This is a genomic window from Enorma timonensis, assembly GCF_000321165.1.
Classification (GTDB): Bacteria; Actinomycetota; Coriobacteriia; order Coriobacteriales; family Coriobacteriaceae; genus Enorma.
The window spans coordinates 1-20,437 of record NZ_CAPF01000006.1 but is presented as its reverse complement, the minus strand read 5'-3'; the positions used below and the strand labels follow the sequence as shown (position 1 = coordinate 20,437).

At 68.2% G+C, this 20,437-nt stretch carries 16 protein-coding genes and 1 tRNA gene; 8 read left to right on the top strand and 9 right to left on the bottom strand.

Annotated elements, in window-relative coordinates; genetic code table 11:
* Nucleotides 1-163: 163 nt before the first annotated feature.
* From BN423_RS00525 to treP, 3 genes are all read right to left on the bottom strand, one after another.
* Nucleotides 164-236: transfer RNA gene (locus BN423_RS00525), tRNA-Ala, on the bottom strand.
* Between the two features lie 82 nt (nt 237-318).
* A complete protein-coding gene (locus BN423_RS00520) occupies nt 319-2,073 on the bottom strand; it encodes an alpha,alpha-phosphotrehalase (RefSeq protein WP_019238326.1) in 1,755 nt (584 codons plus the stop codon).
* Between the two features lie 87 nt (nt 2,074-2,160).
* Nucleotides 2,161-4,161 carry a PTS system trehalose-specific EIIBC component gene (gene treP / locus BN423_RS10540; protein WP_019238325.1) on the bottom strand — a complete coding sequence of 667 codons (2,001 nt, stop codon included), beginning with the start codon at nt 4,159-4,161 and terminating at the stop codon, nt 2,161-2,163.
* Nucleotides 4,162-4,404: 243 nt separating this feature from the next.
* Here treP and treR point away from each other — a divergent pair, with 243 nt between their 5' ends.
* From treR to BN423_RS00495, 4 genes are all read left to right on the top strand, one after another.
* Nucleotides 4,405-5,127, top strand: coding sequence for a trehalose operon repressor (treR, locus tag BN423_RS00510; RefSeq protein WP_026088969.1), 723 nt, complete (start codon nt 4,405-4,407; stop codon nt 5,125-5,127).
* A 681-nt stretch (nt 5,128-5,808) separates the two neighbouring features.
* Entirely contained in the window at nt 5,809-7,068 is a 1,260-nt protein-coding gene (locus BN423_RS00505) for a glycosyltransferase family 4 protein (protein ID WP_019238323.1), read from the top strand.
* Between the two features lie 72 nt (nt 7,069-7,140).
* Nucleotides 7,141-8,190, top strand: coding sequence for a tryptophan--tRNA ligase (trpS, locus tag BN423_RS00500; RefSeq protein ID WP_019238322.1), 1,050 nt, complete (start codon nt 7,141-7,143; stop codon nt 8,188-8,190).
* A gap of 140 nt (nt 8,191-8,330) precedes the next feature.
* On the top strand, nt 8,331-9,173 hold the full coding sequence (locus tag BN423_RS00495; RefSeq protein WP_019238321.1) for an HAD-IIB family hydrolase: 843 nt from the start codon (nt 8,331-8,333) through the stop codon (nt 9,171-9,173).
* Nucleotides 9,174-9,215: 42 nt separating this feature from the next.
* On the opposite strand, the gene BN423_RS00490 is transcribed toward BN423_RS00495, so the two are convergent.
* The 4 genes from BN423_RS00490 to pckA all read right to left on the bottom strand — a co-directional run bounded on the left by BN423_RS00490 (nt 9,216) and on the right by pckA (nt 12,492).
* A complete protein-coding gene (locus tag BN423_RS00490) occupies nt 9,216-9,446 on the bottom strand; it encodes a DUF6485 family protein (protein WP_019238320.1) in 231 nt (76 codons plus the stop codon).
* A 54-nt stretch (nt 9,447-9,500) separates the two neighbouring features.
* Entirely contained in the window at nt 9,501-9,824 is a 324-nt protein-coding gene (locus BN423_RS10535) for an MGMT family protein (protein ID WP_019238319.1), read from the bottom strand.
* Nucleotides 9,825-9,866: 42 nt separating this feature from the next.
* On the bottom strand, nt 9,867-10,595 hold the full coding sequence (locus tag BN423_RS00480) for a B3/B4 domain-containing protein (RefSeq protein ID WP_019238318.1): 729 nt from the start codon (nt 10,593-10,595) through the stop codon (nt 9,867-9,869).
* Nucleotides 10,596-10,905: 310 nt separating this feature from the next.
* Nucleotides 10,906-12,492, bottom strand: coding sequence for a phosphoenolpyruvate carboxykinase (ATP) (gene pckA, locus BN423_RS00475; RefSeq protein WP_026088968.1), 1,587 nt, complete (start codon nt 12,490-12,492; stop codon nt 10,906-10,908).
* Between the two features lie 218 nt (nt 12,493-12,710).
* Here pckA and BN423_RS00470 point away from each other — a divergent pair, with 218 nt between their 5' ends.
* The gene (locus tag BN423_RS00470) at nt 12,711-14,129 is read left to right on the top strand and encodes a lipopolysaccharide biosynthesis protein (RefSeq protein WP_019238316.1); all 1,419 of its coding nucleotides are present in this window, start codon (nt 12,711-12,713) and stop codon (nt 14,127-14,129) included.
* Nucleotides 14,130-14,366: 237 nt separating this feature from the next.
* On the opposite strand, the gene BN423_RS00465 is transcribed toward BN423_RS00470, so the two are convergent.
* A complete protein-coding gene (locus tag BN423_RS00465; RefSeq protein ID WP_019238315.1) occupies nt 14,367-15,206 on the bottom strand; it encodes a metallophosphoesterase in 840 nt (279 codons plus the stop codon).
* A 241-nt stretch (nt 15,207-15,447) separates the two neighbouring features.
* Here BN423_RS00465 and serC point away from each other — a divergent pair, with 241 nt between their 5' ends.
* The 3 genes from serC to BN423_RS00450 all read left to right on the top strand — a co-directional run bounded on the left by serC (nt 15,448) and on the right by BN423_RS00450 (nt 19,152).
* Nucleotides 15,448-16,548 carry a 3-phosphoserine/phosphohydroxythreonine transaminase gene (gene serC, locus BN423_RS00460; protein ID WP_019238314.1) on the top strand — a complete coding sequence of 367 codons (1,101 nt, stop codon included), beginning with the start codon at nt 15,448-15,450 and terminating at the stop codon, nt 16,546-16,548.
* A 63-nt stretch (nt 16,549-16,611) separates the two neighbouring features.
* The gene (locus BN423_RS00455) at nt 16,612-17,775 is read left to right on the top strand and encodes a phosphoglycerate dehydrogenase (protein ID WP_019238313.1); all 1,164 of its coding nucleotides are present in this window, start codon (nt 16,612-16,614) and stop codon (nt 17,773-17,775) included.
* A 117-nt stretch (nt 17,776-17,892) separates the two neighbouring features.
* Nucleotides 17,893-19,152 carry a DUF1015 domain-containing protein gene (locus tag BN423_RS00450; protein ID WP_019238312.1) on the top strand — a complete coding sequence of 420 codons (1,260 nt, stop codon included), beginning with the start codon at nt 17,893-17,895 and terminating at the stop codon, nt 19,150-19,152.
* 62 nt (nt 19,153-19,214) lie between these two features.
* Here BN423_RS00450 and BN423_RS00445 read toward each other — a convergent pair whose 3' ends face one another.
* Nucleotides 19,215-20,279 (bottom strand): putative manganese transporter, encoded by a 1,065-nt coding sequence (locus BN423_RS00445; protein ID WP_019238311.1) that lies wholly within the window; start codon nt 20,277-20,279, stop codon nt 19,215-19,217.
* Between the last annotated feature and the right edge of the window lie 158 nt (nt 20,280-20,437).

Below are 20,437 nucleotides of genomic sequence, written 5' to 3'. Positions count from 1 at the left end.
GCGTCGGTGGGCGCGTCGCCCAAGCCAGCGGCGACCGCCCCGGGCCCGTCCGTGCGCACCGCGCGCCGTGCATCCATTGCAACCCCTTACCCGGCGGCCCTGCGCGCCGACGATCGATAGGTAAGAAAAAAGCCCGCCGAGGCGGGCTTCATGCATGTGTGGGTGGAGACGAAGGGAATCGAACCCTCGGCCTCTGCCATGCGACGGCAGCGCTCTCCCAGCTGAGCTACGTCCCCAAGCGAGTGTCTATTTTAGCAACTCCACGCCGCGTGTCAACGCCCAATCGCGAATAAAATCCAACCACCGCGCGGCGCGCCCCTACGCCTCCGCGAAGACCGCGCACTCGAAGGGCCGCAAGATCGCCACGTGCGCCGACGCGTCCACCCAGGTGCCCTCGTAGTTGCCCAACAGCTTGTCCATGGCGCTCACGTCGATGGACGAGCCCGAGCGCCCATGCAGCTCGAACTCGCACGGCGCGTCGTCGAACGAGCACAGCACGACGAGGCGCCGCGGCCCCCGCGCGCCCGCGGCCGCCGCGTCCTCGGCAAGCACGCGCTCGTAGGCGATGACCTTCGGCGCGCGCGAGCCCGCGCCCACGAAGCGCACCGCGCCCTCACTCACCACGGGCAGCTCCTTGCGCAGGCGGATGAGCGCGCGGTAGAACTCGAGCATCGAGTCCGCGACCCCGCGCTCCGCCTCCACGTTCACGAGCGGGTAGTTCGGCGCGACCTTGATCCAGGGCTCCCCCGTCGTGAACCCGGCGTGCGGCGCCGCGCTCCACTGCATGGGCGTGCGCGCGTCATCACGCGAGCGCTCGTTCACGATCCGCAGCGCCTCGGCCGGGCTCTTGCCGCGCTCGAGCATGATCTCGTAGTAGTTGCGACTCTCCACGTCGTCGAAATCCTCGATCGAGGTGTAGCCGGGGTTTGTCATGCCAATCTCCTCGCCCTGGTAGATGTAGGGCGTGCCCTGCATGAGGTGCGTGCATACGGCGAGCATCTTGCCCACCTTCTCCCAGCTGCTGCCCGCCTGCCCGGCGCCGCCGCGGCCGCCGAAGCGCGAGATGGCACGCGGCTGGTCGTGGTTGTTCCAGAACAGGGCGTTCCAGCCGCCGCCCTCCTGCATGCGCTCCTGCCAGGTGCGGAACAGCTCGCGCAGCCGCGCGATGTCCGGGTCCATGAGCTCCCACTTGTCGCCGCCGCGGTAATCGACCTTGAGGTGGTGGAAGTTGAACGCCATGTCGAGCTCGTGGTTCTCCGGGCGCGTGTAGCCCACGCAGGCGTCGAGGGTGGTCGAGGCCATCTCCCCCACGGTGAGCATGCCGTCGATCCCCGCGTCGCGCACGAGCCCCCGCAGGTACTCGTGGATGTGCGGGCCGTCGGCGATGAGCGCGCGGCCGGTGCCGTGCGCGTCGTCCTCGAACACATCAGGCTTGGAGATAAGGTTCACCACGTCGAAGCGGAAGCCCGCCACGCCGCGGTCGCGCCAGAAGCGCACCACGTCCGCCATCTCGCGGCGCACCTCGGGGTTCGTCCAGTCGAGGTCGGGCTGGCTCACGTCGTGCATGTGCAGGTACCACTTGCCCAGGCGCGGCTCCCACTGCCACATGCTGCCGCCGAAGATGGACGTCCAGTTCGTGGGGGGCTCGCCGGGGTCGCCCGGGCCGGTCGAGCCGCGGCCGTCGCGCAGGATGTAGTAGCGCTGGTACCGCTCGTCGCCCTCGAGGGCGCGCTGGAACCATTCGTGCTGGTCGGAGGTATGGCAGAGCACCATGTCGAGCATGATGCCCATCCCGCGCGAGCGCGCCTCGCGCACGAGCTCGTCGAAGTCGTCCATCGTGCCGAAGACCGGGTCGACGGCGCGGTAATCCGAGATGTCGTAGCCGTTGTCGCGCTGCGGCGAGGGGAAGAACGGCGTGATCCAGATGTAGCCCACGCCGAGGTACTTGAGGTAGTCGAGCTTCGATGTGATCCCGGGCAGGTCGCCGATGCCGTCCCCGTTGCTATCGCAGAAGCTGCGGATGTAGACCTGGTAGACCGCGATCTTGCCGAGCTCGCGCTCGATCTCCGTCATGATGCCTCCCTCTCTGGGCTTGCGCCCGAAAAGCGCACGGCGGGCGACCCGCTCGAGCCGCCCACCGCACGCTGCGTATACCGAATCCTAGGCCTTGAAATCCACCACGGCCGTCTCGCCGGCGACGGCGTCCATACCCGCGGCGAACGAGATGTCGCGCGCCTGCCCGGGTGCGGAGACCACGAAGGCGGTCACCGTGGGATGCCCCGCGGCGCGGATCTTGTCCTGGTCGAAGGTGAGGAGCCGCTGCCCCGCCTTCACGTGGTCGCCCTGCGCCACGTAGCAGGCGAAGCCGTCGCCGCCCATGTCCACCGTGTCGATGCCCACATGGATGAGGAGCTCCATGCCGTTGGCGAGGCGCAGGCCCACGGCGTGGTTCGAGGCGGGCATGGTCACGGCCACCTCGGCGTCCGCCGGCGCCACGACCTCGCAGGCGTCCGCGGCGGGCTCGATGCACAGGCCGTCGCCCATGCACTTGCTGCTGAACACCGGGTCGGGCATCTCGTCGATGGGCTTCACGGTGCCGGAGAGCGGGGCGACGAGCGATGCGGGGAGGGCGAGGGCGTCGTCCGCCGCGGGGGCGTCCGCGGCCACCTCAACCGTGACCGCCGCGCCGCCGTCCGCGACCGCGAGCCCGCGCTCGGAGGCCGTGAGCTGCTTGCCGCCGACGATGAGCGTGAGCACGAAGGGCACCACGATGGCGATGAGCATGCACGCCGCGAAGATCAGCCAGTAGTCGAAGCGGATGGAGAGGATGCCCGGGATGCCGCCGACGCCGATGGAGAGCGCTTTCACGCCGAAGCCGGTGCAGACCATCGCGGCGATGGCGGAACCGATCATGCCGCACACGAGCGGGAACTTGTACTTGAGGTTCACGCCGAAGAGCGCGGGCTCGGTGACGCCGAGGTAGCACGAGATGCACGCGGGGATGTTCACCTGCTGGGCGCGGTCGTTCTTCTTCTGGAGCACCGTCATGGCGAGCACGGCGGAGCCCTGCGCGATGTTCGACAGCGCGATCATGGGCCAGAGCGTGGTGTACTCGTAGATGCTCACCATCTGGGAGTCGATGGCGTTCGTCATGTGGTGCAGGCCGGTCATGACGAGCGGCGCGTAGAGCAGGCCGAAGAGCGCGGCGAACAGCACGCGGAAGTTCGAGTCGAGACCCCACTGCACGGCGTTGGCGATGGCGTCGCCGATCGCCCAGCCGATGGGTCCGACCACGAGGTGGGCGATGAACACGGCCGGCACGAGCGACATGAACGGCACGACGATCATGCGCACCACCTCGGGCGTGATGCGTGTGAAGAACTTCTCGAGCGCCACGAGCACGAAGGCGGCCATGAGCGCGGCGATGACCTGGCCCTGGTAGCCGGTGCCCACGAACGAGTAGAACCCGAAGTCGTAGGTGTGCGCGGCGATGTCCTCAGGCGAGGCGGTGGCCACGGAGAAGCCGTTCAGGAGCTGCGGCGAGACGAGCGTGAGGCCGAGCACGATGCCGAGGATGGGCGTCGTTCCCATCTTGCGCGTCACCGACCAGCAGATGCCCACGGGCAGCATGTGGAAGACGGCCTCGCCGATGATCCACAGGAAGTTGTACATGGCGTTCCAGAACGCCCACATGTCGGCGATGGACTTCGTGCCGTGCTCGAGGTCGAACACGCCGCCGTCGGTGAAGAAGTTCACCTCGCCGATGATGTTGCGGAAGCCCAGGATGAGGCCGCCGCAGATGAGCGCCGGGATGAGCGGGGCGAAGATCTCGCCCAGGATGCCCATGATACGCTGCGCCGGGTTCTGGTTCGCGCCCGCCGCGGCCTTCGCCGCCTCCTTCGAGACGCCCTCGATACCCGAGATCTTCGTGAACTCCTGGTAGAAGTCCGCGACGTCGTTGCCGATGATGACCTGGAACTGCCCCGCCTGCGTGAACGTGCCCTTGGCGCTCGGGAGCTCCTCGATGGCCTTGACGTCGGCCTTGCCCTCGTCCACGAGCACGAACCGCATGCGCGTCATGCAGTGCGTGACGGCGGAGATGTTCTCCTTGCCGCCCACGAGGTCGAGGAGCTTGCCAGCGTCCTCCGTGTACTTCGCCATGCCCCGCTTCCTTCCTCTCGACCGATTCGCTCGGTCCCCAACTTATTCAAATAAGCAAGCTGAGTATCGCAAACTTATTTAAATAAGTTGTCGGAAATGAAGGAGCTCCCGGCGAGCGGTCGATACGCGCCGCCGAACGGTCGGCCTGCGCCGTGTTTCACATCTTATTCAAATAAGTTACACTTACAAGGAGCGCGGCGGAGGCGCATGCCGCGCGCGGAGCGCGACGAGAGGAGCGGACCTGTGAAGGCGCGATACGACACCATCTACCGGGACATGCTCGACAGCATCGAGGACGGCTCGTACCCCTACCAGAGCCTCCTGCCCTCGGAGAGCGCGCTCACCCAGGCCTTCGGCTGCTCGCACAACACCATCCGCCGCGCGATCGCGCTGCTCAAGGAGCGCGGCTACGTGCAGCCCATCCACGGCAAGGGCGTGCGCGTGATCTGGCGCCCGCGCGAGCGCGCCACGTTCGAGGTGGGCGGCATCGAGAGCTTCCGCGAGACCGTCGAGCGCAACCACCTCGAGGCCAAAACCAAGGTCACGGACCTCGCCGGCATTGTCGCCGATGAAGCGCTCTCCGAGCTGACCGGCCACCCCCTCGGCGCGCGCCTCGTCACGGTCGAGCGCGTGCGCGTGCTGAACGGCCGGGCGCTCATCCTCGACCGGAGCTATTTCCTCGCCGACGCCGTGCCCGGCCTCACCGCGGAGGTGGCGGAACGCTCCATCTACGACTACCTCGAGGGGGAGCTCGGCACGGTGATCGAGACGAGCAAGCGCACCATCACGGTCGAGCGCGCGACCGCGCACGATGCGGAGCTCCTCGACATCGAGGGCGTCGACTACCTCGCCGTCATGCGGAGCCAAACGTTCGACAGCCAGGGAACCATGTTCGAGTACACCGAGTCCCGGCATCGCCCGGACACGTTCTGCTTCCACGACACCGCCACGCGCAGCCGGCTCTGAGGCAGCGCGCGGGCAGCGGGCGGCACGGCGCGCGAACACGGCGCCGACCGGAGGTACATGTTAGGCGTTGCGCAGGGGGTAAACGGCCAATCGCACCTGCGGCGATGCGCGACCCGAAGGGCGTTGCGCGCTTGGCGTGCGCCCTCGCGCCCATCATACCCGGCACACGGGAGATGTCAAGACTGGTAATCGGTGGACGGCGCGATAAGATAAGAGGTGTTCCGCACCCTGCGGATCAACTGGGTGAACCGTCACGTTTTTTTAGGGAGCCCACACAGTCGAGCCTAGTACAGGCATCCTTCGTTGTTAAGGAAGCTGGAGGGGCCGATGAGGGCACCCACCTTGTAGAGGTGGGTTCATTTTCGAGAAGCAGGGTGCGGTTTTTTCTTGCCTCGATCCCAACATGATACAAAGGTGTCGGTGATAAAAAGGTGTCAGTCACCTTTTTATCACTCTCGCTGTGCCGGCCGCCGCGTGCCCACGGCAGTGATAAAAAGGTGACTGACACCTTTTTTATCACCCGCTGCGGGTAGGTGCCGGCCGGCAAGGTGGGCATCCGATGGCAACCCGCGTTTTATCGCCCGCCGCACGCGAGGCGCTGCGTTTTTTCGGTATCATGGTGCGAGTCGCGGCGCCCGATGGAGGCGCCGCCGTACCCGTACGGATGGTATCTCTCGACCGATGGATTCGCTCGTTCCCTACATATGCGTCGCCGCTGCTGCGTTCACGACGACGTTTCTGCTCGTCCCCGTGGTGAAGCGCCTGGCGGTTCGCCTCGATGCCGTGGATTACCCCTCGAAGCGCCGCATCAACACGGTGCCCATACCGCGCATGGGCGGCCTCGCGGTCTTCGCGGGGCTCATCGCCGCCCTCGTGGTGCAGGTCGTCGGCACCTGGGAATGGGGCTGGCCGTCCGCGCTCATCTCGCACCCGAGCCTGAACCTCGACTACCGGCTGCTCGCGCTCTCGTTCTGCACGATCGTGGCGACGGGCGCCATCGACGACGTGGTGTCGCTCACGCCGCGCGCGAAGCTCGCCGGCCAGGTGCTCGCGGCCGTGCTCGCCGCGGCGGGCGGCCTCACCATCGGCGCCATCTCGAACCCCGTGGGGCCGGGCAACCTCGACCTCGGGTGGTTCGCCTACCCCATCACCGTGGTCTACCTCGTCGCGTACACGAACATCATCAACCTCATCGACGGGCTCGACGGGCTCGCCGCGGGCATCACCGCCATCGCGAGCATCGCGATGTTCGGCCTCGCCTTCCTCGCCGGCCGCACGGACGCCGCGGCGCTCTCCATGGCGCTCTTCGGCGGCTGCCTCGCCTTCCTGCGCTACAACTTCCATCCCGCGAGCATCTTCCTCGGCGACTCGGGGTCGCTGCTGCTCGGCTTCGCGCTCGGCACGGTGTCGCTCCTCTCCGTGAACCGCACCGCCGCGCTCACCTCGCTCATCATCCCCCTCATCGTGGCCGGCGTGCCCATCCTCGACACGCTCGCCGCCATCATCCGCCGCAAGCGCGCCCACGTGAGCATCGGCCAGGCGGACAAGGGCCATATCCAGCACCGCCTCATCCAGGAGGGCTACGACCAGCGCCAGGCGGTGCTGCTCATCTACGCCTGGTGCATCCTGCTCGCCGTGGGCGCCACGCTCATCAACCAGGTGCGGATGGAGCTCCGCATCCTCATCTTCCTCGTGCTGCTCGGCGGCTCGACGGTCTTCGCGATGCGCCTGCACCTCTTCGAGCCGGTGCTGCGCCACCACTACAATCCCAAGACGCACCAGGACGAGATCGTTACGCCCGAGGACCCCGCCTTCACCGAGGAGCAGCGGGCCGAGGAGCGCGAGCGCGCGGCCCGGCGCGACCAGCGCCGCGAATCCGTGCAGCACCTCGAGGGCAGGTTGCGCGATAATACCAACGACCACAGCAAGAAGAGGAAGTAGACGGGTCGGTGCCGGCGCGCCCGCGCGACGCGGCCGAACCGCCCCGTCCCGATGGCACGCGAAAGGTGAACCATGCCGAACGAACGCAGCTACGAGACCGCGCTTGCGCGCAGCAACGAGATCCGCGCCGACCTGCCGCAGCATCCGGAGCACTATACCATGCTCACGGGCGACCGCCCCACCGGACGGCTGCACCTGGGGCACTACTTCGGCACGATCAAGGGCCGCGTCGAGCTGCAGGACATGGGCGTGAACACGAGCATCCTCATCGCCGACTACCAGGTCATCACCGACCGCGACACCACCGAGCACATCCAGGACAACGTCTACAACATGGTCATGGACTACCTCGCCTGCGGCGTCGACCCGGATAAGACCATGATCTACGCGCACTCCGCCGTACCCGCCGCGAACCAGCTCATGCTGCCGTTCCTCTCGCTCGTCTCCGAGGCGGAGCTGCAGCGCAACCCCACGGTGAAGGCCGAGATGGAGGCGAGCGGGCACGAGCTCACGGGCCTTCTGCTCACCTACCCCGTGCACCAGGCCTGCGACATCCTGTTCTGCAAGGGCAACGTGGTGCCCGTGGGCCGCGACCAGCTACCGCACATCGAGCTCACGCGCCTCATCGCGCGCAAGTTCAACAACCGCTACGGCAAGGTGTTCCCCGAGGTGGACGCCCTGCTCTCCGACACGCCGCTGCTGCCCGGCCTCGACGGGCGCAAGATGAGCAAGAGCTACGGCAACGCCATCTCGATCTCCATGACGCCCGAGGAGACAGCGAAGCGCATCAAGAAGAGCCAGACCGACTCCGAGCGCATGATCACCTTCGACCCCGAGAACCGCCCCGGCGTCTCCGGCCTGCTCTCCACCGCGGCCATCTGCACCGGCCGCGACCCCGAGGAGATCGCCGCCGAGATCGGCATGGGGGGCTCCGGCGCGCTCAAGACGTACGTGACCGAGGCGGTGAACGGCTACTTCGAGCCCATCCGCGAGCGGCGCCACGCCTTTGAGAACGACCTCGATTACGTGAAGGACGTGCTGCACGAGGGCAACCGCCGCGCGAACGAGATCGCAGAGGCCACGCTCGCCGAGGTGCGCGAGGCCATGGGGATGGTGTACTAGCGACTCCCCGCCCCCGTTCCCCGCTTTTCCGCCGCTTCAAACAGTCCTCGCTCGCTGCGCTCGCTGCGGAACTCGCGGCGGAAAAGCGGGGAACGGGGGCGAACGAGACGTACTACGCCAAGAAAGTAAGGGGTTGAAAGATGTATAGGATCGTGGCTTCGGATATGGATGAGACGTTCCTCGACGGGCGGCACCAGATTCCTGCGCCGAACCTCGAGGCGCTTGCGCGCATGCGCGAGCTCGGGGTGCTCTTCGTGCCGAGCTCCGGTCGCCCCTACCAGTCCATCATGGCCAACTTCGCCGACATCGACCAGGGGCTCATGCAGGGCACCTACGTCATCTCGTACAACGGCGCGTTCATCAACCGCTACGGCGACCCCGAGCCGCTCATGCGCACGCTCATCGACCGCGCGTCGCTCGAATGGCTCTACGCCTGGGCGGTCGAGCACCGCCAGGCCGTCCACGTCTACACCGCGAGCGGCACCACCTACACGCAGTTCCTCCCGCCCGAGGAAGAGGAGTACGTGCAGGGCATCGCCGGCGTCGTGCGCGTGGACGATTCCATACACGACCTCTCCTTCGCCGCGGGCGAGGAGCTCGTGAAGATCATCTTCATGGACACGGATTTCTCGAAGTGCAAGCGCATCGGGGAGGAGCTCGCGCCGAAGCTCGACCCGGCGCTCGTCGACATCACGTATTCCTCAAACCGCTACGTCGAGTTCGTCCCCGCCGGCGTCAACAAGGGAACCGGCCTCAAGCACCTGGCCGAGCTCTTGGGCATCTCCATCGCGGAGACCATCGGCGTGGGCGACGCGGCGAACGACCTGGAGATGATCCAGGCGGCAGGGCTCGGCGTGGGCGTGGCGAACATCACCGACGACGTGCGGCCCTATTGCGGGCTCGTGCTCGACACGAGCGGCGAGGACGGCGCCTTCCCCGAGCTCGTGGCGCGCGTGCTGGAACCCGAGCGCGCGACGGTCTAGAGGCGCCTCCACCCAAGCGCGCGCCGGCAGCCTCGCCGCCGCTTACGCGTCGTCTTCCGCGAGGTGGGCGCGCACGTGCTCGGCAAAGCCCCGGTACGTCCAATCCTGCTCGTCGCCCGGCTTGAGGTCGAGCGAGACGTCCCGGAAGAAGCAGGTCGGGATCTCGTGCTGGCTCAGGCACTTGGCGATGCACGGCGTGCAGCCGCGGTCGTGGTTGGTCGGGTGGTTGGGGCACGCGTGGTCGGTGCAGGTGCAGAACGCGACACTCAGCATGGGCTCTCCTCGCAACGGGTGACGGGGCGCCTCGCGCGCCCCAAGGTCTCCCCGTTATTCTACGCCTGCCGGCCAGCGGCAGGCGCGCAGATCCACATGCCCCTCGTCGCGGAAGGCGACGCCCTCGTCCTCGAGCAGGCGCCGCTGCTCCCCCGGGCCGCCGAAGGCGAAGCCGGGAGCCAGGGCGCCGTCCGCGAACACCACGCGATGGCACGGGATCTCGCCCGGGCGCGGGTTCGCATGGAGGGCGTAGCCCACGTAGCGCGCCGCGCGCGGCCGTCCCGCGAGCGCGGCGACCTGGCCGTACGTGGCCACCATGCCCGCGGGGATCTGCTCGACGACGTCGTAGACCCGCGCGAAGAACCCGTCCTGCCCCATAACGCCTCCCGCCGCTTCCGCGTGTGTGCCGGCCTCGGTGCCTTACGCCGAGATGACGGCGGAGCGCGCATCGAAGGTGATGAGCTCCTTCACCGTGATGGTCGCGCCCAGGTAGCGCTCCACGAGGCTCGCGAGCTCGTCGATGGCCGCCTGGCAGTCCTCCACCCGCTCCGGCTCCACGCACTCGATGATGAGGAACGCGTTCTTCGACGTGTCCGTGAACGCCGTGCGCACGCCGTCGCGCCAGTTCCAGCAGCGGCACACCGCGCCGGCATCGTCGCGATAGCACAGCTCGCCGGGGAGTGTGGGGTCGTCGTGCTCGTTCTCGCCGAGCGGCAGGAAGGCGTCGTCGCCCTCGGTGATGCCCAGGCGCAGGTCGCCCGCGAACGCATCGATGTCCTCGCCGCCCACGGGCAGGGCGTACTTGAGCGAGACCGCGTTGTAGATGTCCACCGACGGCGTGATGTGGCCCACCGGGTTGCCCTTGAGCACGCGCTTGAGCAGGTTCTCGATGGAGCAGCGCGCGCCCTTCTTCGTCTTGAACTTGCGATACGCCTCGCGCCAGGCCTTCACGGGCGCGTTCTCGGAGATCGTGTTGCTCGTGATGTGGCGCTCGGCGAGCACGTTGGCGCGGTCGAGCAGGCGCTCGATCTCGGCCGCGTCCTCCGCGGGCACCTCGTCGGCGGGCTTCATGCCCTCGGCCACCACGATGCCGATCGCGGCGTCGGGAAAGAGCTGCCAGAACGAATCCTCGGTGATGAACTGCTTCATGACGTCATCCCTTCCGTGCGCGCCGCCCAGGGCGCGCGGTCGGCGCCGCCCCATGCGGGCGGCAAAGAAACGCAGAACGCGTGCCCGCCGACCATCTTCAATGCCCTACGATGTCGGCCCGCACGCGCCCGCGCCGCCCCATCCGGGGATGGGGCGCATATGTCGGTGAGTATGATACCAGCGGCGTTGCCGAGCGTCAAAGACACGGGGCGGCAGCTGCGCGCAGCCACCGCCCCGAACATGGCATGGGATAGATAAGTCCCTCACCCGAGAAAAGGGGTTGGAAGGAACACGTCCCCAATCAACCCATTTAGCGCTCGCGGGTCATGCTCTTGAGGTCGACGCCCGGATAGCGCTTCTCGAAGTTCTCCTTGAACTTCGCCGCGAGGTCCGCCGCGGCCTTGTCATAGGCCTCGGGATCGTCCCAGGTGCCGCGCGGGTCGAGGAGCTCGCGCGGGACGCCGGGACAGTCGACGGGCACGTCGACATCGAACACGTCGTTGTGGCGGTAGCCCGCGATGTCGAGCGAACCGTCCTGCGCCGCCTTCACGAGGGCGCGCGTGTGGTAGAGCGCGATGCGGTGGCCGATGCCGTACGGGCCGCCCGTCCAGCCAGTGTTCACCAGGTAGACGCGGGTGTCGTTCTGCGTGATCTTCTCGCCCAGCAGGTAGGCGTAGACCATGTGGTCAAGCGGCATGAACGGCTCGCCGAAGAGCGCGGAGAACGTGGGCTGCGGCTCCTTGACGCCGAGCTCCGTGCCGGCGACCTTGGCGGTGTAGCCCGTGAGGAAGTGGAACATGGCCTGCTCGCGCGAGAGGCGCGAGATGGGGGGCAGTACGCCGTAGGCGTCGGCCGTGAGGAAGAGCACCACGCTCGGCACCTCGCCGGTGCCGGACTCGACGACGCGCTCGATGTGGTCGAGCGGGTAGGCGGCGCGGCCGTTCTCGGTGATGGAGCTATCGGAGTAGATGGCGGCGCGCGTCTTGCGGTCGAGCTTCACGTTCTCGCTCACGCTGCCAAAGCGGATGGCGTCGAAGATGTCGGGCTCGCGCTCGCGCGTGAGGTCGATGGTCTTGGCGTAGCAGCCGCCCTCGATGTTGAAGACGCCGCGCGGGCTCCAGCCGTGCTCGTCGTCGCCGATGAGCAGGCGCGCCGGGTCGGCCGAGAGCGTGGTCTTGCCCGTGCCGGAGAGGCCGAACAGGATGCACGTCTTGCCCGTGGCGGGGTCGACGTTGGCGCTGCAGTGCATGGGCAGCACGCCGTCCTCGATGGGCAGGAGGTAGTTCATCATCGTGAAGATGGCCTTCTTGATCTCGCCGCAGTACCCGGTGCCGGCGACGACGATCTGCTTGCGGTTCATGTCGAGGATCACGGCCGCGGGCTCGAGGCCGTCGCGGTCGCGCGAGCACACGTAGGTGGGGGCGGCGAAGACGGTGATGTCCGGGCGGCCGAAGACCTCGAGCTCGTCCTTCGAGGGGCGCACGAGCATGTTCTGGATGAAGAGCGCCTGGTGCGCGCGCTCGCACACGACCATGACCTTGCGCGCGTACTGGCGGTCCGCGCCCGCGTAACCGCGGATGACGAACAGGTGGCGGCGCTGGGACATGTAGCGCGTCACGTTCTTGCGCACGCGCTTGTAGGTGGCCTCGTCGATGGGCTTGTTCGTCTTGCTGTTCCAGTTCACCTGCTCATCGGCCTCGCCGGCGTCCACGATGTAGCGGTTCTCGGGGCTGCGGCCGGTGAAGGCGCCCGTGGAGACGGAGAGCGACCCCGTCGAGGTCAGGTACGCCTCGTGGTGCGACACGGAGTGCTCGATGAGCTTCGCCGGGCACCAGTCCACGTGCACGCGGTCGAAATCGCAGTTGATTCCGTTCTCCAAGAGTATGGTTTCGATCATGCGCTCCACACCTTTCCTTACGCGGGCACGTGTCTCGAGCGACAAGGCGCGCACCCTCGATTGCAACCGATATCGTGACGTGAGGGGGAACAGGGTTCGTTCACGCAATTCTTTCCGCATCTGATTATAATGAACGTTCACATCGAACGCCATGCCGGGTCGCCGTGCGGCCCCCGCGAAACCCCGATGGGAGCATCGTGCCCGCTAACCCCTTGGACATGCTCAGGAGCAAGCTCGCCGCGCGGCGCAGCGCGGAGCCGTCGCGCCCCGCAAGCGCGCGGAGCCGCCGCGCGCGCCAGCCCTTCCTCGCGCGCATCGTGAACCAGTGGTGGACCCGCCTGCTCAACGCCATCTACCAGGGCTCGCTCAGCAGCCAGGAAGAGGAGTACGAGTCGCACAGCACCACGCGCGACTACGTGTGGAACACGATCGGCACCACCGTCTGGGGCATGTCGCTGCCGATCCTCTCCATCGTGGCGTCGCAGCTCGCCGGCGCGGAGCAGGCGGGCATGTTCTCCATGGCCTTCGCCACGGGCATGCTGCTCATGTACGCCGCGAACTACGGCGTGCGCAACTACCAGGTCTCGGACATCGACGAGACGCACGCGTTCTCGTCCTACCAGATCCAGCGCTGGGCCTCGACGGCCATGGCACTCGTGCTCGGCATCCTGTACTGCACGATCCGCGACTACCAGCCCTACATGGCCACGATCTGCTTCGGCGTGTACCTCTTCAAGCTCGTGGACGGCGCCGCCGACGTGTACGAGGGGCGCCTGCAGCAGGCCGACAAGCTCTACCTCGCGGGTATCTCGCAGACGATCCGCTCCGTCGCCGTGTTCCTCGTGTTCACGGTGCTCCTGTTCGTGATGCGCGACATCGCCGTCGCGTCGGTGGGCATGGGCATCGCCGCCGTCGCGTCCCTTGTGCTCGTGACGATCCCGCTCGCCCTGCTCGAGACCGAGAAGTCCCGGCATTGGCGCTTCGAGGAGGTCATCGACCTCTTCCGCCAGTGCTTCCCGCTCTTCGCGGCGCTCTTCCTGTTCAACCTCATCGAGACCATGCCGAAGCTCGTGATGGAGGGCGCGCTGCCCTACGACAACCAGCTCTACTTCAACGCCCTTTACTTCCCCTCGCAGAGCATCCAGATCATCATCGGCTTCATCTACAAACCCCAGCTCGTGCGCCTCTCGAACATCTGGGCGAACCCCCGCAAGCGCCGCCGCTTCGACTTCATCATCCTCGCCGTGATGGCCGTCATCGTCGCGGTCACGGCGGGCGTGGGCGTGTTCATGGCCACGATCGGCATCCCGCTCACGGGCTTCCTGTACGGCGTGGACTTCGAGCAGTTCCGCTTCCTGTGCTACCTCATGGTCGTGGCGGGCGGCGTCATCGCCGCGATCGACTTCCTCTACGCCATCGTGACGGTGCTGCGCCGCCAGGGCGAGGTCATGCGCCTCTACCTCGTGGCCTTCGCCGCGGTGACGCTCAGCTCGCTCGTGCTCGTGCACCTCATCGGCCTCGCCGGCGCCGTGGTGAGCTACCTCGCGTCGATGACGCTGCTGCTCGCGCTGCTCGTGCTCGACTACTTCCGCATCCGCCAGGCCATCCGCCGCGAGCGGAACCCGTTTCTGAGCTAAGGGGCGGGCGAGGAGGCTGCGGCCGATGCGATGCCTTGGCCGGGGGCTCCGGTGTTCCCCTCCGGCTTCAGACAGTCCTCGCTCGCTGCGCTCGCTGCGGAACTCGCCGGCGGGGAACACCGGAGCCCCGGCACGACCGTCACGGGGCAGCGGCCAGCGCTCGGCGGCTTAGCTCGAAACAAGTTCTCAATTGTATGTTTGGCCGCATCGTTAATTTGGGGCACGGCTTCGACGTACCTATTCGCCTTCTTTGATGGCGGCGTACCAGGTGGCGCCGTCGTCGAGGCGCACGATGCCCACGCGGCCGCGCGGCGCGCCCGCCGCGGCCGAGCAGTCGATGTCGATGCGGTCGGCGACGCCGCCGGTCTCCGCGCAGGCGCCCACGGGCACCACGCAGCCGCGGCCCTCGGCGTCGACGCCCACGCCCTCGTCGAGCCCCGCGTAGCGCGCGAGCACGATCGAGGGGGTGTGGCCCGCCACGACCACCGGCCCCGTGCCGTCCTCGCCCACGAGCCACGTGGGGTGCATCCAAAACGCCTCGCGCGTCCACAGCAGGGTCTCGGGGTCTTGCTGTGCGAGCATCTTGAGCAGGTCCTCGCGCGTCGCCTCGGCGGCACCGCGGCCGCCGCTCACGTCGATGCCCGACGTGGCGAGGAAGCCGCGCGCCTCGAGCGCGTCGATGCCCGCGTGCACCAGGATGTAGCGCCGGCTCTCCGTGTCGACCACCTCATAGAGCGGCAGCGCCGCCACCCACCCCACGAGCTCGGCGAGCTCGTCCTTGTCGAGCGCGTCGAGGCCGAGCGCCGTGGCCACGCCGCCGTTGAGCGCCCAGGTGAAGTTGTCCATCTCGCCCGTGCCCATGAGGATGTCGACGAGCATGCGCTCATGGTTGCCCATGAGAACGCGCGCGTTCGGCAGCGAGCGCACGAGCTGGATGACGCCGAGCGGGTCCGGCCCGCGGTCGACCATGTCGCCGAGCACATAGATGGAGTCGTCATCGCCGGGAGAGGCGAGCGCGAGCGCCTCGTCGAGCGCCGCCTTGTGGCCATGGACATCGGAAAGCACGTAGATCGCCATGTTGCCGCCCCTTTCCCCGGTACGCGCGACGACCGAGCGCCGCTCGCCCCCATTGTACCCGCCCGGGGCCGCGGGCGCGCGAAATGGGTTGGTTGGGGACGTGTTCCTTTCAACCCCTTTTCGGGGGCGCCGTGAAATCCGAGTGTTTCACTAGGGTTACGCCGGCATCGGGTGGGTCGGCCCCGCCCCGCCTATGGTAGAGTGTGTCGCACATCCGTCATCTCGAGCGGAAGGAGCCCCGATGGCACGCGTGCACAATTTCTCGGCCGGGCCGGCAGCCCTCCCCGAGCGCGTCCTGCAAGAAGCCGCAGCCGAGCTCATGGACTACCAGGGCTGCGGCATGTCCGTCCTGGAGATGAGCCATCGGTCGGCCGCCTATCGCGAGATCATCGACGACGCGGAGGCCACGCTCCGCCGCATCGTGGGCATCCCCGACTCCTACCGCGTCCTCTTCCTGCAGGGCGGCGCCACGCTGCAGTTCGCCGCGGTGCCCATGAACCTCATGCGCACGGGGCGCGCGGGCTACGTGGTCTCGGGCGTGTTCTCGGGCAAGGCCCAGCGCGAGGCGGAGCGCTACGGGCGGGCCGAGGTCCTCGCCACGAGCGAGGCGGAGGGCTTCACGCGCATCCCCGACCTCGCGCCCGTCGAGGAGCGCGCGCAGGCCGACGACCTCGACTACATCCACATCTGCCAGAACAACACCATCTACGGCACCATGTACCACGAGCTGCCCCGCTGCTTGGACGTGCCCCTCGTGGCAGACGTGTCGAGCTGCTTTCTCTCCATGCCCCTCGACATCGAGCGCTACGGGCTCGTCTACGCCGGCGCGCAGAAGAACGCGGGGCCGGCGGGCGTCACCATCGTCATCGTGCGCGAGGACCTCATGGGCGCGGGCGCCGCGCTCCCCTGCTGCCCCACCTACCTCGACTACCGCGCGCAGGCGGACGCGGGCTCTATGCTCAACACCCCGAACACCTTCGGGATCTACCTCTGCGGCAAGGTGTTCCGGTGGGTGGAGGACGAGGGCGGGCTCGTTGCGATGGAGGCGCGCAACCGCGAGAAGGCCGCGCTCCTCTACGACCTCCTCGACCGCAGCACGGTCTTCCACGCGGTCGCCGAGCCGGCCTCCCGCTCCATCGCCAACGTCACGTTCCGCTGCTCCACGCCCGAGCTCGACGCGGAGTTCGTCGAGGGCGCGCGGGCGCGCGGCATCGAGGGCGTGCGCGGCCACCGCGCCGTGGGCGGCATGCGCGCGAGCATCTACAACGCCGTGAGCCTGGACGACGTCCGCGCCCTGGCGGCGTACATGGAGGAGTTCGAGTCCCGGCACCGCGTCGGGTAAGATACCGTACACACCCGCCCCGCCCCCGCGCGCGGCCGGGAAGCACAGCCTAGGGAGCACAGCATGCGCAAGATCAAGATCATCGACGACATCACCAAGGACGGCCAGGTCACCTTCGGTGCGGGCTACGAGTTCGTGGACGATGCCTCCTCGGCGGACGCCATCCTCATGCGCTCGACCGACCTGCACGGCTACGACCTGCCCGCGGGCATCCGCGCCATCGCCCGCTGCGGCGCCGGCGTGAACAACATCCCCGTCGAGGAGTACGCCAAGCGCGGCGTGGTGGTGTTCAACTCCCCCGGCGCGAACGCGAACGCCGTCAAGGAGATGGTGCTCTGCATGATGGTGCTCGCGAGCCGCGGCGTGGTGCAGTCGATGGAGTGGGTGCGCGAGAACGCCGCCGATCCCGACATCTTCACGCACGCGGAGGGCGTGAAGAAGGCCTTCGTGGGCCATGAGCTGCGCGGCAAGCGCGTGGGCGTGATCGGTTTGGGCAACGTGGGGTCGAAGGTCGCCAACGCCTGCGTCTACCTGGGCATGGACGTGTACGGCTACGACCCGTTCATCTCCGTGGAGCACGCCTGGGAGCTCAGCCGCGACGTCCAGCGCGTGGGCACGCTCGAGGACCTCTGCCGCGGCTGCGACTACCTCACGCTCCACGTGCCCGCGAAGGCCGACACCTTCCACATGATCGGCGACGAGCAGCTCGCGCTCCTCGCCCCCGGCGCCGTGCTCATCAACTTCGCCCGCGAGTCCATCGTGGACGAGGACGCCGTCGACGCCGCGCTGCACGCGGGACGCCTCTCGTGGTTCGCCACCGACTTCGCCACGCCCAAGACGGTGCTCATGCCGAACACGTTCGTGACCACGCATTCCGGCGCGGGCACGGAGGAGGCCGAGGCCAACTGCGCCGACATGGCCATCTCCGAGCTCAAGGACTACCTGGAGAACGGCAACATCGCGCATTCCGTGAACTACCCGAGCTGCTCGATGGGCAAGGCGCGCGCCGCAAGCCGCATCGCGTGCCTGCACGCGAACGTGCCGAACATGATCGGCCAGATCACGCGCATCCTCGCCGACGACAACGCCAACGTCCAGCGCATGGTGAACGAAAGCGCCGGCGAGCACGCCTACACCATGTTCGACACCGACGAGCACCTGGGAGAAGACACGATCGAGGCGCTCAAGCGCATCCCCTCGATGTACCGCGTCCGCGTGATCAAATAAGGCTGTCGCAGGGTGTCGTGCCGCTGCGGCATGCGCGGCGTTTCCCTTTCGGGCGAGACCATGCAGCAATAGGGCGATACACGAGCGGCAGCTTGCCAGCCACGATAAGGAGCCCCCATGCGCGTTCTTCCCTTCCCCTGCATACGACCGGTCCCGGAGCGCGCGGCGGAGGTCGCGGCGCTTCCCTACGACGTCTTCGACCGCACGGAGGCGGCCGCGTACGTCGCGGGGCACCCGCGCTCCTTCCTCGCCATCGACCGGCCGGAGACCCAGTTCCCGCCCGAGCAGGACATGTACGCGCCCGAGGTCTACGCCCGCGCGGCCGAGCTCTTACGGGAGCACATCGAGGACGGCACCTACATCGAGGACCGCACGCGCGCCTATTACATCTACGAGCTCGCCTGGCAGGGTCATGTGCAGACGGGGCTCGTAGGCGTGTGCGCCATCGACGAGTACGAGGACGGCACCATCAAGCGCCACGAGCTCACGCGGCAGGAGAAGGAGCGCGACCGCATCGAGCACATCCGCGCGCTCGGCTGCCAGACCGGCCCCATCTTCCTCACCTATCGCGACGAGCCGGTGCTCGGCATCATCATCGCCGCGGCGAAGGAGGGCTCGCCGCTCTACAGCTTCGCCGACGGGGACGGCGTGCGCCAGACCGTCTGGGAGGTCGCGCGCCCGGAGGCCGTCGAGGCCATCCACGCCATGTTCGAGCGCATCCCCTGCGCCTATATCGCCGACGGCCACCATCGCGCCGCCTCCGCGGTGCGCGTGGCGCAGGAGCTCCGCGACGAGGCGAGGGCCGCGGGCACCTACACCGGCACCGAGCCGTTCAACTTCTTCCTCTCCGTGCTCTTCCCGGCGAGCGAGCTCACCATCCTGCCGTACAACCGCGTGGTATCCGACCGCCGCGACATGACGGGCGCGGAGCTCGCGGCGCGCATCGCGGAGGCGGGGTTCACCGTCGAGCGCGCGGACGCGCCCGTGACCCCCGAGGCGCCCGGGACGTTCGGCATGTATGCCGAAGGGACCTGGTGGAAGCTCGGCCTCGGCGATAAGCTCGCCGCGCAGGTCGCCGCAGGCGACGCCGTGAGCCGGCTCGATGCGAGCGTACTGCAGGAGCACGTGCTCGCGCCGATCCTCGGCATCGGCGATGTGCGCGAAGACCCGCGCATCTCGTTCGTGGGCGGCATCCGCGGCACGCGCGAGCTCGAGGAGCGCGCCGGCACCGGGGGCGCGGCGTTCTCGCTCCACGCGACCGGCATCGACCAGCTGCTCGCTGTCGCCGACGCCGGCCTGCTCATGCCGCCGAAATCCACCTGGTTCGAGCCGAAACTCAGAAGCGGCCTCTTCATCCACCGCATCGCGAAAGCTTGAGCGCGCGGCGCGACGGGCGGCGAACCCTTGCCGCGGCGAGTAGCTCGCCCGTCACGGCCGCGCTATACGATCGAGAAGAAGAGCCCCCACAGCACGCCCGCTGCGAACAGCACAGCGAGGATCACCAGGTTCTCGCGGACGTTGCGGTTGGCGCGGAACAGCACGAGGAAGCCCACGCCCGCCGCCACGAGCGTGCCGGCCATGAGCGGGCCGAAGCCGAGCACGCCCTCGAGGTAGAGCTGGGTGACGACCACGCTCGCCGCGCAGTTGGGGACGAGCCCCACGAGCGCCGCGGCGAAGACCGCGAGCCCCTTGTTGGCGGAGAGCAGCGTCGCGAGCGCGTCCTCCCCGACCGTCTCGAGCACGACCACCAGAATGAGGGTGGTCACGAAGATGAACGCCGTCACCTGGATGGTGTGCGAGAGCGCGCTGCGCACGATGGAGGCGACGCCGCCGTGGCCATGGCTGTGGCCGTGGTCGTGCCCGTGCCCGCACGCGCAACCGCGCGCGTGGCCCGCCCCGTACGCGCCCGTGCCCTCGTGGGCATGGCTCCCATCCGCCTCACCCTCGTCCGCGTCGTCGCAGCCGCACCGGTCCTGCTCGCACAGGCGATGGATGTGCTCGACGCCCTCGCCCGCCTCTGCCATCTCGTCCACGAGGTCGGGCTCGCCCGCGCGCCGCGCGGTCAGCCGACGCGCCGCGGCATGCAGGCGCGCGTTGCGCTTGACGAGCCGAAGCAGCGCGTCGATGACGACACCCGTGATCAGCGCCACGAGCGCCTTGCACAGAAGGATCGTGGCGAGGCGCGCCGGGTCGACGTGCTCGGCCACGAGCAGGGGCAGCATCTCGTCCGACGTCGAGAGGAAGACCGCGGCGAGCGTCCCGAGCGTGATGACGCGCCCGGCGTAGAGCGTCGCCGCCATCGCCGAGAACCCGCACTGCGGGATGATGCCGAGCAGCGCTCCGACCACCGGCCCCGCCGCCCCTGCACGGCGCACGAGCGCGGTCGCCCGCGAGCCGGCCGCGTGCTCGAGCGCCTCGAGCGCGAGGTAGGTGACGAAGAGGAACGGCACGAGCGGCAGCGTGTCCTCGAGCGCATGCTCCAGCAGATGTACGACGAGCTCCATAGAAACGCCGTTTCCCTTCTTTCATGCTGCACGCGCCACCGGCCGCTGCGCGCGGCGCCATCGTGCTAGGATACAGGTCACAGGCCGCCCGACGGCGGTCGGGGGCGCGCAGGCCCCGCAGGGCGCCGAGGCGTCCGGCGGCGCGGGGCGCTTGCGGG

Excerpts from the sequence above, each read along its gene's own strand:
- treP (WP_019238325.1), bottom strand. The coding sequence starts at position 4,161 with ATGGCGAAGTACACGGAGGACGCTGGCAAGCTCCTCGACCTCGTGGGC.
- serC (WP_019238314.1), top strand. The coding sequence starts at position 15,448 with ATGGCACGCGTGCACAATTTCTCGGCCGGGCCGGCAGCCCTCCCCGAG.
- BN423_RS00495 (WP_019238321.1), top strand. The coding sequence starts at position 8,331 with ATGTATAGGATCGTGGCTTCGGATATGGATGAGACGTTCCTCGACGGG.
- BN423_RS00505 (WP_019238323.1), top strand. The coding sequence starts at position 5,809 with ATGGATTCGCTCGTTCCCTACATATGCGTCGCCGCTGCTGCGTTCACG.
- pckA (WP_026088968.1), bottom strand. The coding sequence starts at position 12,492 with ATGATCGAAACCATACTCTTGGAGAACGGAATCAACTGCGATTTCGAC.
- BN423_RS00480 (WP_019238318.1), bottom strand. The coding sequence starts at position 10,595 with ATGAAGCAGTTCATCACCGAGGATTCGTTCTGGCAGCTCTTTCCCGAC.
- trpS (WP_019238322.1), top strand. The coding sequence starts at position 7,141 with ATGCCGAACGAACGCAGCTACGAGACCGCGCTTGCGCGCAGCAACGAG.
- BN423_RS00455 (WP_019238313.1), top strand. The coding sequence starts at position 16,612 with ATGCGCAAGATCAAGATCATCGACGACATCACCAAGGACGGCCAGGTC.
- BN423_RS00490 (WP_019238320.1), bottom strand. The coding sequence starts at position 9,446 with ATGCTGAGTGTCGCGTTCTGCACCTGCACCGACCACGCGTGCCCCAAC.
- BN423_RS10535 (WP_019238319.1), bottom strand. The coding sequence starts at position 9,824 with ATGGGGCAGGACGGGTTCTTCGCGCGGGTCTACGACGTCGTCGAGCAG.
- BN423_RS00450 (WP_019238312.1), top strand. The coding sequence starts at position 17,893 with ATGCGCGTTCTTCCCTTCCCCTGCATACGACCGGTCCCGGAGCGCGCG.
- BN423_RS00445 (WP_019238311.1), bottom strand. The coding sequence starts at position 20,279 with ATGGAGCTCGTCGTACATCTGCTGGAGCATGCGCTCGAGGACACGCTG.
- BN423_RS00520 (WP_019238326.1), bottom strand. The coding sequence starts at position 2,073 with ATGACGGAGATCGAGCGCGAGCTCGGCAAGATCGCGGTCTACCAGGTC.
- BN423_RS00465 (WP_019238315.1), bottom strand. The coding sequence starts at position 15,206 with ATGGCGATCTACGTGCTTTCCGATGTCCATGGCCACAAGGCGGCGCTC.
- BN423_RS00470 (WP_019238316.1), top strand. The coding sequence starts at position 12,711 with ATGCTCAGGAGCAAGCTCGCCGCGCGGCGCAGCGCGGAGCCGTCGCGC.